The sequence below is a fragment of the Mucilaginibacter angelicae genome (assembly GCF_042434235.1).
GTDB lineage: Bacteria > Bacteroidota > Bacteroidia > Sphingobacteriales > Sphingobacteriaceae > Mucilaginibacter > Mucilaginibacter angelicae.
Genome location: NZ_JBHLTS010000056.1, coordinates 1 through 17,693 on the forward strand (window position 1 = coordinate 1; position 17,693 = coordinate 17,693).

The 17,693-nt window shown below is 43.5% G+C and carries 18 protein-coding genes; 12 read left to right on the forward strand and 6 right to left on the reverse strand.

Annotation, left to right across the window (positions count from 1 at the left end):
- Nucleotides 1-160 precede the first annotated feature (160 nt).
- Together ACFFGT_RS19495 and ACFFGT_RS19500 are read right to left on the reverse strand one after the other, a co-directional pair.
- Entirely contained in the window at nucleotides 161-1,687 is a 1,527-nt protein-coding gene (locus tag ACFFGT_RS19495) for a carbon-nitrogen hydrolase family protein (RefSeq protein ID WP_377024189.1), read from the reverse strand.
- 218 nt (nucleotides 1,688-1,905) lie between these two features.
- Entirely contained in the window at nucleotides 1,906-2,295 is a 390-nt protein-coding gene (locus ACFFGT_RS19500; RefSeq protein WP_377024190.1) for a DoxX family protein, read from the reverse strand.
- A 168-nt stretch (nucleotides 2,296-2,463) separates the two neighbouring features.
- Here ACFFGT_RS19500 and hemA point away from each other — a divergent pair, with 168 nt between their 5' ends.
- Complete coding sequence (gene hemA / locus ACFFGT_RS19505) at nucleotides 2,464-3,690, forward strand: glutamyl-tRNA reductase (protein ID WP_377024191.1); 1,227 nt, start codon at nucleotides 2,464-2,466, stop codon at nucleotides 3,688-3,690.
- Nucleotides 3,691-3,726: 36 nt separating this feature from the next.
- Here hemA and ACFFGT_RS19510 read toward each other — a convergent pair whose 3' ends face one another.
- The gene (locus tag ACFFGT_RS19510) at nucleotides 3,727-4,182 is read right to left on the reverse strand and encodes a hypothetical protein (protein WP_377024192.1); all 456 of its coding nucleotides are present in this window, start codon (nucleotides 4,180-4,182) and stop codon (nucleotides 3,727-3,729) included.
- Between the two features lie 370 nt (nucleotides 4,183-4,552).
- Here ACFFGT_RS19510 and ACFFGT_RS19515 point away from each other — a divergent pair, with 370 nt between their 5' ends.
- The gene (locus tag ACFFGT_RS19515; RefSeq protein ID WP_377024193.1) at nucleotides 4,553-5,161 is read left to right on the forward strand and encodes a hypothetical protein; all 609 of its coding nucleotides are present in this window, start codon (nucleotides 4,553-4,555) and stop codon (nucleotides 5,159-5,161) included.
- Nucleotides 5,162-5,311: 150 nt separating this feature from the next.
- On the opposite strand, the gene ACFFGT_RS19520 is transcribed toward ACFFGT_RS19515, so the two are convergent.
- Both ACFFGT_RS19520 and ACFFGT_RS19525 read right to left on the reverse strand, forming a co-directional pair.
- Nucleotides 5,312-6,031 (reverse strand): LytR/AlgR family response regulator transcription factor, encoded by a 720-nt coding sequence (locus tag ACFFGT_RS19520; RefSeq protein ID WP_377024194.1) that lies wholly within the window; start codon nucleotides 6,029-6,031, stop codon nucleotides 5,312-5,314.
- 14 nt (nucleotides 6,032-6,045) lie between these two features.
- The gene (locus tag ACFFGT_RS19525; protein WP_377024195.1) at nucleotides 6,046-7,107 is read right to left on the reverse strand and encodes a sensor histidine kinase; all 1,062 of its coding nucleotides are present in this window, start codon (nucleotides 7,105-7,107) and stop codon (nucleotides 6,046-6,048) included.
- 215 nt (nucleotides 7,108-7,322) lie between these two features.
- Here ACFFGT_RS19525 and ACFFGT_RS19530 point away from each other — a divergent pair, with 215 nt between their 5' ends.
- The 10 genes from ACFFGT_RS19530 (at nucleotide 7,323) to hemJ (ending at nucleotide 17,351) form a co-directional block, all read left to right on the forward strand.
- Nucleotides 7,323-7,769, forward strand: a complete 447-nt coding sequence (locus tag ACFFGT_RS19530) for a hypothetical protein (protein WP_377024196.1) — start codon at nucleotides 7,323-7,325, stop codon at nucleotides 7,767-7,769.
- A 166-nt stretch (nucleotides 7,770-7,935) separates the two neighbouring features.
- Nucleotides 7,936-8,775: a hypothetical protein gene (locus tag ACFFGT_RS19535; RefSeq protein WP_377024197.1), complete on the forward strand. Its 840-nt coding sequence runs from the start codon at nucleotides 7,936-7,938 to the stop codon at nucleotides 8,773-8,775.
- Between the two features lie 212 nt (nucleotides 8,776-8,987).
- Entirely contained in the window at nucleotides 8,988-10,562 is a 1,575-nt protein-coding gene (gene hemC, locus ACFFGT_RS19540) for a hydroxymethylbilane synthase (RefSeq protein WP_377024198.1), read from the forward strand.
- A gap of 89 nt (nucleotides 10,563-10,651) precedes the next feature.
- Nucleotides 10,652-11,623 (forward strand): porphobilinogen synthase, encoded by a 972-nt coding sequence (gene hemB, locus ACFFGT_RS19545; RefSeq protein WP_377024199.1) that lies wholly within the window; start codon nucleotides 10,652-10,654, stop codon nucleotides 11,621-11,623.
- A gap of 276 nt (nucleotides 11,624-11,899) precedes the next feature.
- Nucleotides 11,900-13,264: a glutamate-1-semialdehyde 2,1-aminomutase gene (gene hemL, locus ACFFGT_RS19550; protein WP_377024200.1), complete on the forward strand. Its 1,365-nt coding sequence runs from the start codon at nucleotides 11,900-11,902 to the stop codon at nucleotides 13,262-13,264.
- A gap of 119 nt (nucleotides 13,265-13,383) precedes the next feature.
- Nucleotides 13,384-14,259: a sensor histidine kinase gene (locus ACFFGT_RS19555; RefSeq protein WP_377024201.1), complete on the forward strand. Its 876-nt coding sequence runs from the start codon at nucleotides 13,384-13,386 to the stop codon at nucleotides 14,257-14,259.
- Between the two features lie 14 nt (nucleotides 14,260-14,273).
- The gene (locus ACFFGT_RS19560) at nucleotides 14,274-14,981 is read left to right on the forward strand and encodes a response regulator transcription factor (RefSeq protein WP_091166941.1); all 708 of its coding nucleotides are present in this window, start codon (nucleotides 14,274-14,276) and stop codon (nucleotides 14,979-14,981) included.
- Nucleotides 14,981-15,511 (forward strand): hypothetical protein, encoded by a 531-nt coding sequence (locus ACFFGT_RS19565; protein ID WP_377024202.1) that lies wholly within the window; start codon nucleotides 14,981-14,983, stop codon nucleotides 15,509-15,511. Before ACFFGT_RS19560 ends, ACFFGT_RS19565 begins: the two co-directional genes overlap by 1 nt.
- A gap of 145 nt (nucleotides 15,512-15,656) precedes the next feature.
- Nucleotides 15,657-16,682: a uroporphyrinogen decarboxylase gene (gene hemE / locus ACFFGT_RS19570; RefSeq protein WP_377024203.1), complete on the forward strand. Its 1,026-nt coding sequence runs from the start codon at nucleotides 15,657-15,659 to the stop codon at nucleotides 16,680-16,682.
- Between the two features lie 129 nt (nucleotides 16,683-16,811).
- Entirely contained in the window at nucleotides 16,812-17,351 is a 540-nt protein-coding gene (gene hemJ / locus ACFFGT_RS19575; RefSeq protein ID WP_377024204.1) for a protoporphyrinogen oxidase HemJ, read from the forward strand.
- A 129-nt stretch (nucleotides 17,352-17,480) separates the two neighbouring features.
- Here the strand turns inward: hemJ and ACFFGT_RS19580 are convergent.
- A partial coding sequence (locus ACFFGT_RS19580; protein ID WP_377024205.1) for a hypothetical protein occupies nucleotides 17,481-17,693 on the reverse strand: 213 nt, incomplete at its 5' end.

Genomic DNA, 17,693 nt, shown 5'->3' on the forward strand with positions numbered 1-17,693 from the left:
CTGAATTCCCTGAACCTGTAATGCGATGCACCTTGATTCTTCAAATATCCCCATTAGGGACACTAATATAACTTTTTTATTTTATGGGTTAACTTAAATCTGCGAGAGACCCTGAGGGGACGGGAATGACGCTTCTTATTATACTTTTTAAAACTATTCCCTACACCCTTTTCCCATTAAAAGTAATATTATACAGATCGGTGCGCCTGTCTTTAATGTTTTGCACACTGCCATATTCATGCAGCTCATCCAGCAATGACAGGTCAACATCGGCAATAACAATCATTTCTGTATTAGGGGTAGCTTCGGATTGAATACCATTTGTAGGGAAACCAAAATCAGAAGGCGTAAACACCGCCGACTGTGCATAGCTGATACCCATATTATTTACATTAGGCAGGTTACCTACGCAGCCGGCAATAGCCACATAGCATTCGTTTTCCACCGCACGGGCCTGGGCGCAAAACTTAACCCTGTTGTAGCCGTTTTGAGTATCTGTAAGGAAGGGCACAAACAAGATCTGCATGTCTTGCCCCGCCAGGATGCGCGATAGTTCCGGAAACTCTACATCATAACAGATCAGGATACCAATTTTGCCGCAATCGGTATCAAAAACTTTCACCTCATCGCCGCCGCGCATCCCCCATGAGCTGATCTCGGCCGGGGTTGGGTGAATTTTATACACTTCCTCCATGCTGCCGTTACGCCTGAACAGGTACGATACGTTATATAACGACTCCTCAAAAATATAAGGCATACTGCCTGCTACGATATTTACATTGTAGGATACTGCCAGTTTTGAAAATTCTTCAATAATAGGCTGGGTATATTTAGCCAGCTCGCGCATGGCCTTGGCCGAATCCATGTGATTATAATCGGCCATAAGCGGCGTATTGAAAAGCTCGGGGAACAGGATAAAATCGGCCTGGTAATCGCTCACGGCATCAACAAAATACTCGGCGTGCTTCATCAGCTCGCTGATGTTACTGTATGACCGCATCTGCCATTGCACCAGGCCAATGCGCACTACCGTTTTATGATTAATAGCATCACTTACCTCTTCATAATACACATTGTTCCACTCAATCAACGTAGCAAAACCTTTGGAGCGGCTATCCTCGGGCAGATAGTTCTTTAATACCTTACGCACATGAAAATCATTCGACAACTGGAATGAAAGTGTAGGATCATAGATTTCCTTGTACTTTACCTTGTCGATATACTGACGTGGCGTAAGCTCGTTCTGAAATTTTTGATAGTTAGGGATGCGGCCGCCGGCAATGATGCTTTTCAGGTTCAATTTTTCGCAAAGGGCCTTGCGGGCATCGTAAAGCCTGCGGGCCAGGCGCAGCCCGCGGTATTTAGGGTGAATGAACACATCAATACCGTAAAGCACGTCACCCTTTTCATTATGGGTTTTAAAGGTACTGTCGCCTGTAATTTGCTTGTAGGTATGGTTATCGCCAAATTTCTGGTAGTCAACAATAATAGCCAGCGCACAGCCCACAACCATATCGTTAACGGTGATACAGATCTGCCCTTCGGGGAATATTTTGATGAGCTTACGGATAGAGTTGGCATCCCAATAGTCCTCATCCATATCCATATAAGCCGATTTCATTGATTTTTTAAGCTCCTGGTAGTCTTGTACCTCCAGGTTACGCATTTCAATACTTTGCAAATCCATAGATAATTTTTTGTATCAGTTTTTTAAGACAGGGCGGAATTTACTCACCCCGACATCGCTGCGCTCGTCACCCCTCTCTGCTTCGCAAAGAGGGGTTATTTTATTTTTCTTACCCTCTTTACGGCGAAGCCGTAGAGAGGGTGGTCCAGCGAAGCGCAGACCGGGTGAGTCAGCTCATCGCCCTGCCCATCTCCCCAACAGCCAAAGCCAGTTTTAGTTTAGGCTATTTTCTTTCGATCTGTAGTATGCCACCATGCCCAATATATCAGCACAAACTGCAGGCCTAAACGCAGCCAGGCCAAAAAGGGCGTAACTGTCATGGAATTTAATTTCATCGGTGCTTTAAATGCCATGCTTACGTGGATCTGCAAAAAAGCTATCAGCATTAAAACAATTCCCCAGGCCGCCCAGTACCGTGTTTTAGGCCAAATGAGCAGCAATCCCAATGAAATTTCGGCTACTCCGGCCAGTATGTTAACGGCCTCAGGGTAAAGCAAATTATTGGGCATTACGGCATAATAAAAGTCCGGGTCCCTGAAGTGGTTACAGCCTGCAAGCACGTAAAATACAACAAGTATTACAAGGCTTATTTTTCTATACTTATCCATGCTTTAATTTACAAATATTTTGTCATATACGTCATAAAACAGTTTAAATGCTGCAAAACAAGCCGATTTTGCAATTTATAACCATTCCAAATAAACCTGTTTGACAAAGTGTTGACATTGCATGTCCCGAATAGTGATACTTTTGTTCGGTCAAATTTAAAAACTGCTTTGAAGTATCTAAAGGTAATAGCTTTTACGCACAAACAGATTGAACTGAAGGAATTGGGTAGATTGGTGGTTTGCCAGGAAGATCTGACAGATAAACTTGCGCTGGTTAAAGCTCAGTTTAACATCCCCGAGATCTTCTACCTGGCTACCTGTAACCGTGTGGAATTTGTAATGACTACACCACAGTCTGTTGATAAAGACTTTGCCAAAAAATTCATAGAAGCCTTTAACACAGAGCTTTGCCATGATTCGCTAAGCACCTTTATGGATAGCGCATCTATTTATGAAGACCAGGAAGCTATGGTACACCTGCTGCGTACTTCATGTTCATTAGAGAGTTTGATCGTTGGTGAAAAGGAGATCCTGGCCCAGTTACGCAAAGCATATGAACATTGCAAGGAGGCCGGCCTAACCGGTGATGCCATGCGCATGATCATGAACTGTGTAGTAAAAACAGCCAAGGAAGTTTATACACATACCAACATCTCCAAAAATCCAATCTCGGTGGTATCGCTGGCTTACCGCAAGCTTAAAGACCTTAATCTTTGCTCAAATGCTCGGATCCTCATCATCGGTGCAGGCGAAACCAACCGCAACATTACCAAATATCTTCAAAAACATAAATTTTCAAACTTTGCAGTGTTTAACCGCACTGTAGCTAATGCCGAAAAATTAGCTGCCGATCTGGGCGGCGAGGCATTTGACCTGGAAGCTTTGAAAACCTACAATAAAGGTTTTGATGCCATTATCACCTGCACATCGGCAGTTGAGCCTATCATCACCACTGAAATTTACCAATCGCTGCTAAACGGCGAAACCGGCAGGAAAACCATTGTGGATCTTGCCATCCCTAACGATACCGCTCCTGAAGTACTGGAGCAATTCCCGGTTAACTTTATTGAAGTACACTCTCTTAACGAAGTTGCCAAAAAGAACCTGCAGGAGCGTTACCATGAACTGGTACATGCCGAAGCTATTATTGAGCAAAACATTGCCGAGTTTGTCATGCAACTAAAACAACGCCGCATTGAAGTAGCCATGCGCCAGGTTCCTGAAAAGATCAAAGAGATCCGCAATACGGCTATCAATTCTGTTTTTGCCGACGAGGTACAGGGCATGGACGAGCAATCGCGCGAGATCCTGGAAAAGGTGATCAACTACATGGAGAAAAAATATATCAGCGTACCCATGATCATGGCGAAAGATATATTGATCAATGAAAATTGATTGAGGTAGTTTCGGGCTTTTAAAAATACAATGTTCTTACTTTAACAAGTTTCCACTCCATATTACATGGGACGTACGTTCATTGAACATCTCTTGTTCGTTATCAAAAAGATTAAAACCTATCTTTAATGAGGTATCGATGTAACTGCTCTGTCGGTTATAGATCAAAGTAAGTTTCCGTTTCAGCGTTTTATGAGGCAATAATCTGGCATTAACAGGGAAGTTGCTCTCACAAATCATGGGAATAAGCCCCAATTTTTTACTTTCAATACGATATACAATAAGTGAATCGCATGACATGGTGAGGTAATTCAGCGTGCTATCACTATTGTTAATTAATTCGGTAACAATAGTGATTTTTTTACTTTCCCTTTTCTCTATTTGAGCTTTAAATATAACATCACTTTGCCGAACTCCTTTTTTATCAGCTTTGAAGGCAACTAATAAAGTACCTGTACAAAATATCAAAGCGATTGACTTTCTTAAATTCATGCTGATAAATAAGTATCCCGTTTACCTTCTTAAAGGTACTCATTCTATTACAATTTCAAACTTTGGCCGAGGTTACGCTATTACAATTATGGCGTTGCCTTCGGCCGGGCTGTACGCCCATACACCTGCAGTGCCTCGTCCCGATGCCCATCGGGGCATTACGCTTGTTGGCCGGTATCCGCTCCCATCCCTAACGCGGACATTTTCATTTGCAACAATCCTTATCAATGAACTCTTCACCGCATCGCACTGTCAACGCTCTCACTAAGATAATTTCTCTTACTCCCGGATTCCTCTGCATATAACATCTTTGCGATAGATCGGGTAATATCCACGATAAGTAAACGTTAGTGGGTTTATATCCCCGTTTATGCTGATCCGGTTTCCAGAACAAAACTTTAATAATTTTATCGTCCCGGCTTTTCAAATAAATGAGGGCGAAATCGTTGTTATCGAACTGCCGGGTGGAGCATTATTTCGCCCCCTTTTATCTGAAATAAAAAATATGCTTACCGGTGCGGTTGCCGGTAGCCCTGTTGAAATAAATTCCGAGTTCAGGTTTGTTGAACATTTTAAGGAGAGTTTCTTTAACTCCTGTTTTTCTCCTGTAACAATCGGCAGCTATCATCAAAAATATGCCAATAGGCCTAACCTGGTATATGAAAAAATTTACAGTACGCCAGGGTTAACAAAACGGGCAAAAGTAAACACCCTTACCGTGGATGTGAAAAAAAAGCTGGAACTTTATACTACACTTTCGTGGACAAACCGTTTAATTTTCGACTTAGCAAGCGTAGATCCAAAAGGGGGGACAGAGATTTTCGGCATTGTTAAACATGCCATAATGCCTAAGGGGGCTGCTATCTTAATTGATCATTGCGATGAATTTAAAAACCAATGCACAACCTTTATTAAGGTCAATTACATTGGAGGTGATATCAGATCAGACAGTGTTAAATTGATATCAAAATCTAAATAATATACCTTACCGGGTGGAAATACCACCGCTACCGCAAGGTCCTGCCTTGCGGTCCGCATGCTAAGCCCAGTATTACTGTCTGGATGAATTTATGGAATGAGGAATAACTGAATTCTTTTTTCAACCGGTTAATTAATTATCTGTGTCTCATTATACCCTTAACGCCCTCTCCAGATCATCTTTAAAATTCCTCCCTATCGGAATTTCATGACCATTCAAAACAATGCGGCTGCTTTCCAAACGGGTAATCTTATTGATGGATACAATGAAAGATTTATGTACCCGGATAAAACGTTTCTGCGGAAAAATATCCAGCATCGCTTTGATAGAACCTTTTAACAGGATCTTTTCTTTATGGGTATAAATGATGGCATAATCTTTTAGCCCCTGGATGTGTGTAACCTCATTAAACTGAAGCCTGATCCGCTGAACACCGCTTTTAACGAAAATAAAATCGTTGTTTTTGTCCTCTAAAAGTTCCTCCGCATGGTCATATTGTGCTTTCAATGCCATAAACTCCCTGATTTTGTCAATGGCCTGCACAAAACGCTTGAAAGATATAGGTTTCAGTAAAAAATCAATTACCCCCAGTTCATAGCCTTCAAAGGCATAGTTACGGTAAGCTGTGGTAAAAACGGTCAATGGCGGATCCGGCAGTACTTTCAGGAATTGGATCCCTGTCATTTCGGGCATTTCAATGTCCAGCAGCAATACATCAGCATGATGATCTTTCAAATGATGTAAAGCATCCCCCGCATTGCTGAACAGGAATACCGAATGCACATGATCCATTCTTTTCAGGTAACCGTCCAGTATTTCCAATGCAAGCGGCTCATCATCTACTACTACAAACTTCAGCATGGCTTCCATATTAAATCCCTCACTTACAATTCGATCATCAGTTTAACCCAAAAGGTATCCTTTCTATCCTCCAGCTGCAGCATATGCCTGCCCGGATAAAGCAGGTCAAGGCGTTTTCGTAAATTATCGAGGCCTATTCCTCCTTTACTTTTGCTGACTGCTGAAAGCGGTTTAGCATTTTCTACAGTAACCTCAAGCGTTGATTGTTCCAGTCCTATATCTATCTTTAGCCAGCCGATTTTAGTTAGCTTACCCAGTCCGTGTTTAAATGCATTTTCAACCAGGGGCAGCAGCAGCAGCGGGGCAATTTCATATCCGTTTAGTGCTGCATTAATATTCAGGTCAATGGCGGCTTCGCTGTTAAATCTCAATCGTTCCAGCTCTATATAGTTATTGAGGTAACCGATCTCCTTTTCCAGGGGCACTTTTTCATCCGTACTGTCATACAGCATATATTCCATCATTTCTGATAGTTTGAGCACTACATCGGGAGCAAGCTCTGATTTTTTGAGCGTTAGGGCATACAGGTTATTCAGGATATTAAATAAGAAATGAGGATTTACCTGCGCCCTTAGAAAATTAACCTCGGCATTCAGCTTTTCTACCGTAATCCTTTGAATGATTAGCTGTTGCCCATACCAGTCCATACTTAATTTAAGTGCCAGCATTAATCCCAGGTACCACAGCGTACTAAAAAAATTGTAGGATAACGCTTCCACCAAATTACTGTTGCGCATGGGGCCTACCACATAGCCATACAGGTAAAAATCAAACAGGCTTTGAGCAGTTAAATAACCAATTACCGACAGTATAATTACCGTAAAATAAGCGCCGTACCGCTTCCTTAACAAGTACCGGGGCAAAAAGTATTGCAGGTTAAGATAAGCAATAATGATGAGCAGCACAATGCGGCCGGTAACGCAGGCAACAAAGTAAGGCATACTGGCTTTATATATGAGATATCTTTTCTCATATATAAAAAAGCCGGTGATGAGCAGCCAATAGGCGCTATGCATCAGGGCATGCCTTAATGTAATGCCGCGTTTTGAAAACGGCAGCCGAAGTGGTTTATCCAGCACATCCATTTTGATGTTTCATTATCATTCATCGTAAAAGAAACCAAAAGCATTTGGCCTGCAAAATTATATCGACAAACGGCACAAATAGTAGAGGAATATAAGGATAAAAAAGCTGATGTCTATTATTCAGGTTGTTGGTCTACTAATTTTCTACCTCATTTTCAGTTAGTTTAACATTGTACTCACAGAGAGTTGAATATTTAATTTAAAAACTTATGATCATGAAACACATCAAATTTTATCGGGCGTTTATAGGGCTATTTACGCTGATGACACTGAGCTTTATTGCATTTGGTTTCACTAACAAATTCGGGCTGGACGGTTACGAGATCTATTTAAACAACAAGCTCATCCTAAAGCAGTACGTGAACCAGCCTGTAAGTTTAAGGGTGTTGCAATTGAATAATGCAAATGAAGGCGATGAGCTGCGCATTAAGTATACCCACTGCCAAACGAAAGGCCCCGGTACCGGCCGCAGCCTCACGCTACAGGATGAAAAAGGCAACACATTAAAGAAATGGACATTTGCCGATGCTTCAGATTTTAATATGACCGTGCCGGTAAAAGAGTTGCTGCAACTCGAAAAAAAGAACCTCAATCATGAGCTCAGCCTGCATTATACATCGCGGGAGCGGCCCAATGGTGAAATGCTGGCGATGCTTCGCTAAAAGCAAACTATGTTGATTTTAAATATGGCATTTTATCATGCTGCCGGGCCTGCGCTGCCAAAGTTGGGAGGCGCATACCCGGCAGCTTTAAAAATGATCTTACCGGCACATATAATACTTTCAGCAAAATTGTAATTTAGCCTCCTCTTAAACCTTAGGCAATACCATGCTTGAAACTACTACTATTGACGAGGCGCTGAATAAAGGGAAATTTATGATCATATACCCAATGCAGGCAATTACTGTTATGGCATTGGGCGTATCAATATACCTGAAAGCCGCTATAGGATCTCCTCCATTAATCATGTTAGCCGTGATGATCACCGGTACCATCATTGCCATCATTCTCCGTGGTTTTATGGCTACCCGCTGGCGCATCTGGGCATTTGAAAACGTACGTAATGTACATGAGCTTGAAGCACGCGCAATTAAAGCCGGGCTCATCCGCAACCAAAAGTATTCATTGCTTTTCCCCGAATTCAGAAGCATCGCCGATAAAGCCAAACTCCAGGAGCTATCAAAAAAGTTTGCTCAACCTGATGTATTCACCGATAACCATACCGTGGCCAATGAAGTAAGAGTTTATTTTTCAAAAAGAAAAAACTATTTATTTGCCGGGGTAGCCGTTGTTGGTGGCTTAGCCATAGGTATTGCTGTTATACTAAACAATCCTCAGCAATATATTTTCCTGATGATGATACTTATAGCCGCTGGCCTGATAGCGTTTTCCTCCTTAAAAAAAGCATTAAACACCACTCCGCGGATCATCATTAGTGATAAAGGCATCGAAACGGTAAATACTCCTTTTTATGAATGGAAAGATATTTACCAGGAAGAGGTATTTACCGAACAGGAAGACAGAAGCATGGTAACCTATTTTACCTATGCTTCGCCCAACGGGTACGAAAAACTGGCGATAGGAAATGACCTTACGCATTCCGCCCAGCAAATAGAAAGCGCGTTAAAGCTATTTCGTTCACGAAGCGATAAAGCCAAAACCAATTAGGCCACCCTCTTTGTTACAATGATCCAGTCGCTGCCGCAAGCCTCCCGGCTTGCGGCCTGCTTGCTAAGTACGTGTTAGGTAAGGCAAATTTGCACAGCCATCAAAACCCACACATTACAGTCATTTTGTTGCAATTAACAATAATTCATTAAGTTGATGTACCTTATCATCGGCATAAAAAATTAAATTTGCACCTGCAAACATTCATTCTTTTGGACAGAAAACTGATTATAGGAACCCGTGGCAGCGAATTGGCTTTATGGCAGGCCAATTTCGTTAAAGACAGCCTTGCTGCCATTAACATTACCGCCGAGTTAAAGATCATTAAAACCCAGGGCGACCGCATCCTGAACCTTAGCTTTGATAAGCTGGAAGGCAAGGGCTTTTTTACCAAAGAATTAGAAGAAGAATTAATAGCCGGCACTATTGATATTGCCGTGCACTCTCATAAAGACCTGCCAACTGAAAATCCTCCGGGACTTATCATCGCAGCAGTTTCAGAACGGGAAGATCCCGCCGAACTGTTGTTGATCCTGAAGGATTGTGTTGATGTGCACCAAAAGCTATCTGTTAAATACGGCGCTATTGTAGGCACCTCATCAAACCGCCGTAAAGCCCAGTTGCTGGCCCACAGGCCCGATCTTGAAATTGAAGATCTGCGCGGTAACGTACCAACCCGTATTGGTAAGCTGCGCGATGAAAAATATGATGCCATCATGCTGGCTAAAGCCGGTGTAACCCGTTTAGGCCTCGACCTGAGCGAGTTTCATGTGGAAGAAATAACCCCGGTTGAGTTAATTCCTGCACCGGCACAGGGTGCACTGGCTATCCAGATCCGTGAAACCGACCATGAACTTTTTGAAGCCCTGCAGGCATTACACCATACTGATGTTGCCGAACAACTGGCAGTTGAACGTACGGTATTAAAATTATTCGGTGGTGGTTGCCACCTGCCTTTGGGCTGTTATTGCCGTAAGGAAGACGGCCTGTTCCAGGTATTTACTTCTAAGGCCGATGAAGGTGATCAATTTCCCGACAGGCTATTTTTAGAAGCCCCAACCACCGAAGGACTGGCCCAAAAGGTAGTAGCCAAATTTGCAAAAGACCGCAAACATCCCTCAAGCGTGTTTATTTCACGTGAGCTTGGGGAGCAAAGCTATTTCCGCAAAGCTCTTGAAAAACATGGCATCGCAATAGAAGACCGTTCGCTGATCCGTACCGTTCCTGTGATCACCCGGTTCGACTCCTATATATTAAAAAACATCGATTGGGTATTCTTCTCCAGCAAAAACGCAGTTGAATACTTTTTTCAACTAAACCCACAATTCCCTAAAAAAGTAAAATTTGGGGTAATGGGTAGTGGCAGCGAAGAAATGCTGCGCCGCAAAGGCCACTTTACCGATTATGTTGGCGAAGGTACCGATACCGCCGATGTAGCCGAAGAGTTTGCCAAACTGGCCAACGGTACAATTGTACTGTTCCCCGGTGCCGAAAGCCCGATGAGGAGCATACAGCAAGGCCTGTCGGCAGATACTAAGATCATCGACCTGCCCGTTTATGAAACCGTGCTGGAAGAAGATGTTGAGGCCAGTGGTGCCGATGTGATGGTATTTACCAGTCCATCAAACGTGGAGGCCTATTTTGCCGATAACCTGCTCGACCCTTATCAAAAGGTAGTGGCCATAGGCAAATCAACCGGCAAAAAATTTGATGAAATGGGTGTAAAATACACGCTCCCCTACTCGCCCGACGAAGTTGGACTGGCAGAGGCAGTGTTTGGATTATAAGCCCCCCAGCCCCCTAAAGGGGGAGTGATGGAGGCTAATTATTATATTAAAGAATTTTAAAACTCCCCCTTTAGGGGGTTGGGGGGCATATGTTACAACGACCAAGAAGGAACCGCAAAAGTGAAGTGATACGCCAGATGGTGCAGGAAACACATGTTAGCGCTGCTAACCTGATTTTCCCGCTGTTTATTATTGATGGCGTAAACCAGAAAAGTGAAGTGGCATCGATGCCGGGCATCTTCCGTTATTCAATTGATAACCTGCTGCGCGAGATTGAAAGCTGTCTTAAACTGGGCTTAAACTCTTTCGATCTGTTCCCTAATATTGCCGAAGAGCTGAAGGATAAATTTGCTACCGAAAGCTACCGTGATGAAAGTTTGTACCTGCGCGCTATCCGCGAGGTAAAAAAGAACTTTCCCGAGGCTTGCGTAATTACTGATGTAGCCATGGACCCTTACAGCAGTGACGGCCACGACGGCATTGTAGAGAACGGCATGATCCTGAACGACGAAACGCTTGATGTTTTGGGTAAGATGGCCCTGGCACATGCACAATCGGGAGCTGATATCATTGCCCCATCAGATATGATGGATGGCCGTGTTGGCTATATCCGTAACGTACTTGATGATAACGGTTTTACCAACGTATCTATCATGTCGTATTCGGCCAAGTATGCAAGTGCGTTTTATGGCCCGTTCAGGGATGCTTTAAACTCGGCACCCAAATTTGGAGATAAAAAAACTTACCAGATGAACCCGGCCAACCAGCGTGAAGCCCTTATTGAGGCCGAACTGGATGAGCTGGAAGGTGCAGATTTCCTGATGGTGAAACCGGCCCTACCCTATCTTGACGTTATTAAACTGATAAAAGATAATACCGAACTGCCGGTTGCTGCCTACAACGTAAGCGGCGAATATGCCATGATCAAAGCCGCCATACAACGCGGCTGGTTAAACGAGCAGCGTGCCATCACCGAGGTGCTTACCAGCATCCGCCGTGCAGGTGCAACTGCTATTTTAACTTACCATGCCAAGGAGGTTTTAGAGAATAAGTGGCTGTAGGATAGTGATTAGAGGTTGGAGATAAGAGGTTAGGAAAAAGTCTGATTTTTAGTGATTAGGCAAAACAAAATAATAAACAACCGTCATTGCGAGGTACGAAGACAACCGACCGAAGGGAGCTCATTAATACCTATAAAAAAACAAATTATAGATATTAATAATCCCCGATTAGCAGGTCCGCCCTGTATAGTTCGCGATTGCTTCGTACCTCGCAATGACGGCTTTGATAAAACAGCGTTAAGCCTTTGGCTTTCTGCTTTAAGCTTATAAATAAAAATGTTCGATTCAATAAAAAAGATGTTTTCTGCAGAGGATGAACCGGTAAATACTACGGGCAAACCCGATATCAGCCGTGAAAAATCGGCCGAGCTTTATGCTAAGGCACAAACGTATTTCCCGGGTGGGGTTAACTCGCCGGTAAGGGCTTTTAAATCGGTTTACGGTACGCCGCTGTTTATTCAAAAAGGCGACGGCAGCCACATCTGGGATGCTGATGGCAACGAGTTTATTGACTACTGCTGCTCATGGGGCCCGCTGATCCTTGGTCATAACAACGCCAAAGTAAGGGAAAAGGTTATCGAGGTAATGCAAAATGGCATGAGCTTCGGCGCACCTACAGCCCTTGAAAATGAACTGGCCGAACTGATCCTGAAAAACAATAAGTTTATTGAAAAGATCCGTTTTGTAAGCTCGGGCACCGAAGCCGTAATGTCGGCTATCAGGTTGGCAAGAGGTTATACCAAACGCGATAAGATCCTGAAATTTGAAGGCTGCTATCACGGCCATGCTGATGCCCTGCTGGTAAAAGCAGGCTCGGGCCTGGTTACCTTTGGCGAAACTTCATCAGCCGGTGTGCCTAAGTCTGTCGCCGACGAAACTATTGTTGTAGCGCTGAATGATAAAGAGGCACTTGCCAAAGCTTTTGAAGAATTTAAAGACCAGATTGCAGCGGTGATCATCGAGCCTGTACCGGCCAACAATGGTTTGCTTTTACAGGAAAAAGAATACCTGCAATACCTGCGCGACATCTGTACTCAAAACGGCACCATGCTGATATTTGATGAGGTAATTTCGGGTTTCCGTGTGGGCTTTGAAGGTGCTGCCGGTTACTACCAGATCAAACCTGATATCATTACATACGGTAAAATCATTGGCGGCGGTATGCCGGTTGGTGCGTATGGTTCATCGGCAGCAATTATGAGTAATATTTCGCCCGAAGGTTCGGTTTACCAGGCAGGTACCTTATCAGGCAACCCGGTTGCTATGGGTGCCGGTATTGCCCAGCTTAGTGAGCTTTTACGCATGGGCTTTTACCGCGATCTGAACAATAAAACAGAAGAGTTTGTAGAAGCTATCCAGCGCTTTGCCACTGCCCGCAATTACAAATTTAAGGTGTTTGGCATAGGCTCCATATTTTGGTTTGCTTTTACAGATAAAGAGTATATTCGTAAAGCCGAAGATATTGATGCATCAAGCATGGAAAAATTCAAAAAGTTCCACCGCGAGCTGCTGAACAGGGGCATTTATTTAGGTCCGTCAGGCTATGAGGTTGGCTTTATATCATCGGCCCATACCAAAATTGACCTGGAGAAAACAAAACGTGCTATATTTGATAGTTTAGATCTGGTATTTTCTAAATAGAGTTGGCAGGTGACAGTTAGCAGTTCGCTGTGTGCAGTTAGCAGGTATCAAATTACTGCAAACTGCACACAGCGAACTGCAAACTGGTAACAACTGCAAACCGAAAACTGCACACTGATATGAAGAAGTCATTCGTTATTTTTTACGCGCTCATCACCTATGCCGTTGCCGAACTGGTATGGTGGGGCTATATGCTGGTTACGCTGCAACCGCGCCGCACCGGTATGATCCTGGGCGAAGGGGCCATGTTTGTGGCCGTATTTTTAATTGGCGCTATTAACCTGCACCGCTCGTTTAACAAAGAGCGCCGCCTGCAGGAACAAAAAAAGAACTTCCTGCTTTCGGTAACACATGAGCTGAAATCGCCGCTGGCATCTATCAAGATCCTGCTGCAAACCATTCAGAAAAGACAGCTTACCAAAGAGCAGATCCTTGATTTTATTGATAAATCACTGAACGATGTGGAACGTTTGGACGATATGGTTGAAAACATGCTGCTGGCATCTAAAATAGAGAACCGTTCATACAGTTTCCCCAAAGCCAGCTTTAACCTTTCGGTTTTGGTTGACAGCATTGTTAACCGCCTGCAGATCACCAAATGTGATTGCAACCAGCAGATCATCGAGGCCGAAATAGAGCCTAAGGTGGAGATCATCGGCGATAAGTTTGCCCTTACATCGGTGGTGACCAATTTAATTGAAAACGCAGTAAAATATTCAAGCCCCTGCTCATCTGTTGGGGTAAAGCTGTTTTCAAAAGAGGATAAAGTTTATTTACAGGTTGCCGATCATGGCATCGGCATTGCCGACGAGGAAAAAACCCGCATATTTGAGCGTTTTTACCGCGTAGGCAGCGAAGAAACCCGTAACACTAAAGGTACCGGACTGGGCCTTTACATTGTTAAGGAGGTGTTGGATAAACACCAGGCCAGCATCAGGGTTAAAGATAACCGCCCTGCTGGTAGTATTTTTGAAGTTACATTTGGATTAACCTAAATTAAAAGATGAATATGCCAAACAAAAAAAGAATTTTATTGGCCGAAGACGAAGAGCATTTGTTAGAAGCAATTAAGCTTAACCTTGAGCTGGAAGGCTACAAGGTTTCTCCGGCTAAAAACGGCAAAAAAGCTTTACAGCTGTTTAAGGAAGAGCGTTTTAACCTGGTGATACTTGACGTAATGATGCCCGAGATTGACGGCTTTGTTGTTGCAGAAACTATCAGGCTTGAAAATACCGAAGTGCCTATCATGTTCCTTACGGCTAAAAACACCAATGAGGACAAGATCTCGGGCTTAAAGAAAGGGGCTGATGATTACCTTACCAAACCGTTTAACCTTGAAGAGCTTATTTTAAGGGTGAACAACCTGGTAAAACGCAGCCTGAAAGGTGAAGACCTGAAAGAGTTTAACAGCTACAAAATTGGCGATAAAACCATCCACTTTAACTCGTTTGAGCTGGTTAATGAAGATGGTTCCATTACGGCCCTTACCAAAAAGGAAACCATGCTGCTTAAATTGCTGATAGAGCGCCGTAATGACGCCGTATCGCGCGAGCAGATCCTGGAAACTGTTTGGAACTATGACGTTTATCCGTCAACCCGTACTATCGATAACTTCATCCTAACCTTCCGTAAGTATTTTGAACCAGATCCTAAAAACCCGGTTTATTTTCACTCTATCCGTGGTGTAGGCTATAAATTTACCGATAACCAGCATTAATGTTCAGTAACAGGACACGTATATTCATTGCCTTTATATTTCTGCTGTCGTTAGGTGTGTTGGTGTATTTTCGTATTTATGAGCTTGCAGCAGTAGCAGCAATGATGATCATCCTGCTTATCTGGGATTATTTCAGACAGGGTACTTTAGTTGTAGCATCCAAACACTTTCACGTAAAGGATTATAACAAAACCGCGGCCTCATTAAATGAGATCATGAAACCCGAATGGCTCAGCAAAAAACGCCGGGGATATTACGAATTTATATCCGGCGGTTTGTGCCTGCAAAATCAGGATTTTGAAGGTGCCGAAAAGCATTACGAAATAGCAGCATTGTACCCTTTGGGCTCTGTAAATGATCATGTGGCCGCACTGGTAAGTGTAGCCAATATCAGCATCAGGCGCGGTAATTTTGAAAAAGCCAAAGCCTACCTGCAATTAACCGAGCAGCATAAAGAAAAAATAACTGCCAAAATGAAGGATGTGATAAGCCGCCTTCAGCAAGAGTTGAGGAAAGAAGCAAGACAGTAAGAAATAAGAATCAAGACAGCAAGAGTCAGGATTCAAGAAAATAAGAAAAGAGAGGCAAGACGGCAAGAGTCAAGAAACAAGACAAGGAAAGGAAAACTTTTCTTCTTGCATCTTGACTCTTGATTTCTTGCTTCTAATATAAAATATGAGAGATTCGTTATTAATAAAAGCGGCATTTTCGGAGCAAACAGAACGCCCACCGGTTTGGATGATGAGGCAGGCAGGCCGCTTTATGAAAGAGTATTGGGATATTAAAAACAAATACTCCTTCCTTGAAATGTGTAAAACACCGGAAATAGCTGCCGATGTTACTATGCTGCCTGTCGACCTGTTAGGTATCGACGGCGCTATCCTATTTTCAGATATCCTGGTAACCGGCGAAGCCATGGGCGGCGACCTGAGCTTTAACGCAGGTGTTGGTCCGCTGTTTGCCAATCCGGTGCGTACACAGGCAGATATTGATGCATTACAAACCGATGTATTGGATAAGCTGCAATACGTTGGCGATGCCATTAAGGTAATTCAGCAGCGCCTTAACGGCCGCATCCCGCTGATTGGTTTTGCAGGTGCACCGTTTACGGTTATGAGCTATTTGGTTGAAGGCGGATCATCAAAAGATTTTAAACGTACCAAACTGATGCTGCACAATGAGCCCGAAATGGCCCATCAGCTGTTATCAAAAATAGCCACCGTTACGGCAGATTACCTGAACATGCAGATTGCCGCCGGTGTAAACGCCGTGCAAATCTTTGATAGCTGGGCGCAGGCTTTGGCCTGGGATGATTATAAAGAGTTCAGTCACCGTTATATTGCCGAAATCATCAGCAAGCTGAACCGTAAAGATATCCCGGTGATCTCTTTCTGTAAAGGCAGCTCGGTTTTTGCACCGCTGATGGCTGAGGCTAAACCGGATGTGATCTCGATAGACTGGAATGTCGATCTGCTGGATATCAAAAAACGTTTACCGGCTGGCATAGCGGTACAGGGCAACCTTGATCCGCATATTTTGTATGCTGATAAAAAAGTAATTAAAGAACGCATCTACCGCCTGTTCGACCGCATGAAGGGCGAAAACGGTTTCATCTTTAACCTGGGTCACGGCATTATGCCTGATATCCCGTTTGATAATGTGAAGTATGCGGTAGAAGTGATAAAAGAATACAGGAATTAAAAAAAGTATGTCATTGCGAGCGGTAGCGTGGCAATCGCGAACTATGCAAGTCACTCTGTAATTTCGCGATTGCTTTTCCGAAGCTGATTCGGGACAAGCTGTTCCTCGCAATGACATGTGTTAATTGATATGTACGATTACGTAAAAGCTATACACATTATTTTTGTGGTCTGCTGGATGGCGGGGTTGTTTTATAGCGTACGTTTGTTTATTTATCATACGGAAGCACAGGATAAGCCCGAGCCTGATCGTACCATTCTATCAAAACAATTTGAGATCATTGAGCGAAAGTTATGGAATATCATAGCAATCCCCTCTATGTACCTCACCATAGCAGCGGGTACCACCATGCTCATCCTAAAGCCAGTCTGGCTTCAATTTGGATGGATGCACATCAAGCTAACTTTTGTTGTGGCTTTGGTGATTTACCATTTCATCTGTCAAAATAAAATAAAACAGATGCGTAACGGCGTATTCAAATGGACATCTATCCAACTACGCTTGTGGAACGAAGTTGCAACTATTTTCCTCTTTGCCATTGTTTTCTTGGTGGTACTTAAAAGCGCCTTAAACTGGATTTTCGGTGTTGTAGGGTTGGTATCGCTGGCTGTGATATTAATGATAGCCGTGAAGATTTACAAGCGGTTTAGGGAGAAGAAAGATCAATAAACACGTCATTGCGAGGCACGAAGCAATCGCGAACTAAACAGAGCAGATTTGCTAATTGGGGATTGCTGTCCCGAAACAAGTTCGGGACAGGCTGTACCTTATAATGACGCGACTGTAAGTTATTGATTATTAAGTGTATTTTATAAATATGGGCGTTGCCTGCGGCCCGGGCGTTCCGTTACAAGTCCTCACCTTTCCTGCCCGCAACCCCAACACGCGCTGTGGGCTTTTCACTGCAATCCCTCCTATGTTTACATTTAATATTATTGTAATGATTTTATGAGTGAAAAGAGTGAGAGCACAGCAATCCCAAACAGCCTTGAGCATGTTGAGCGTTAGATA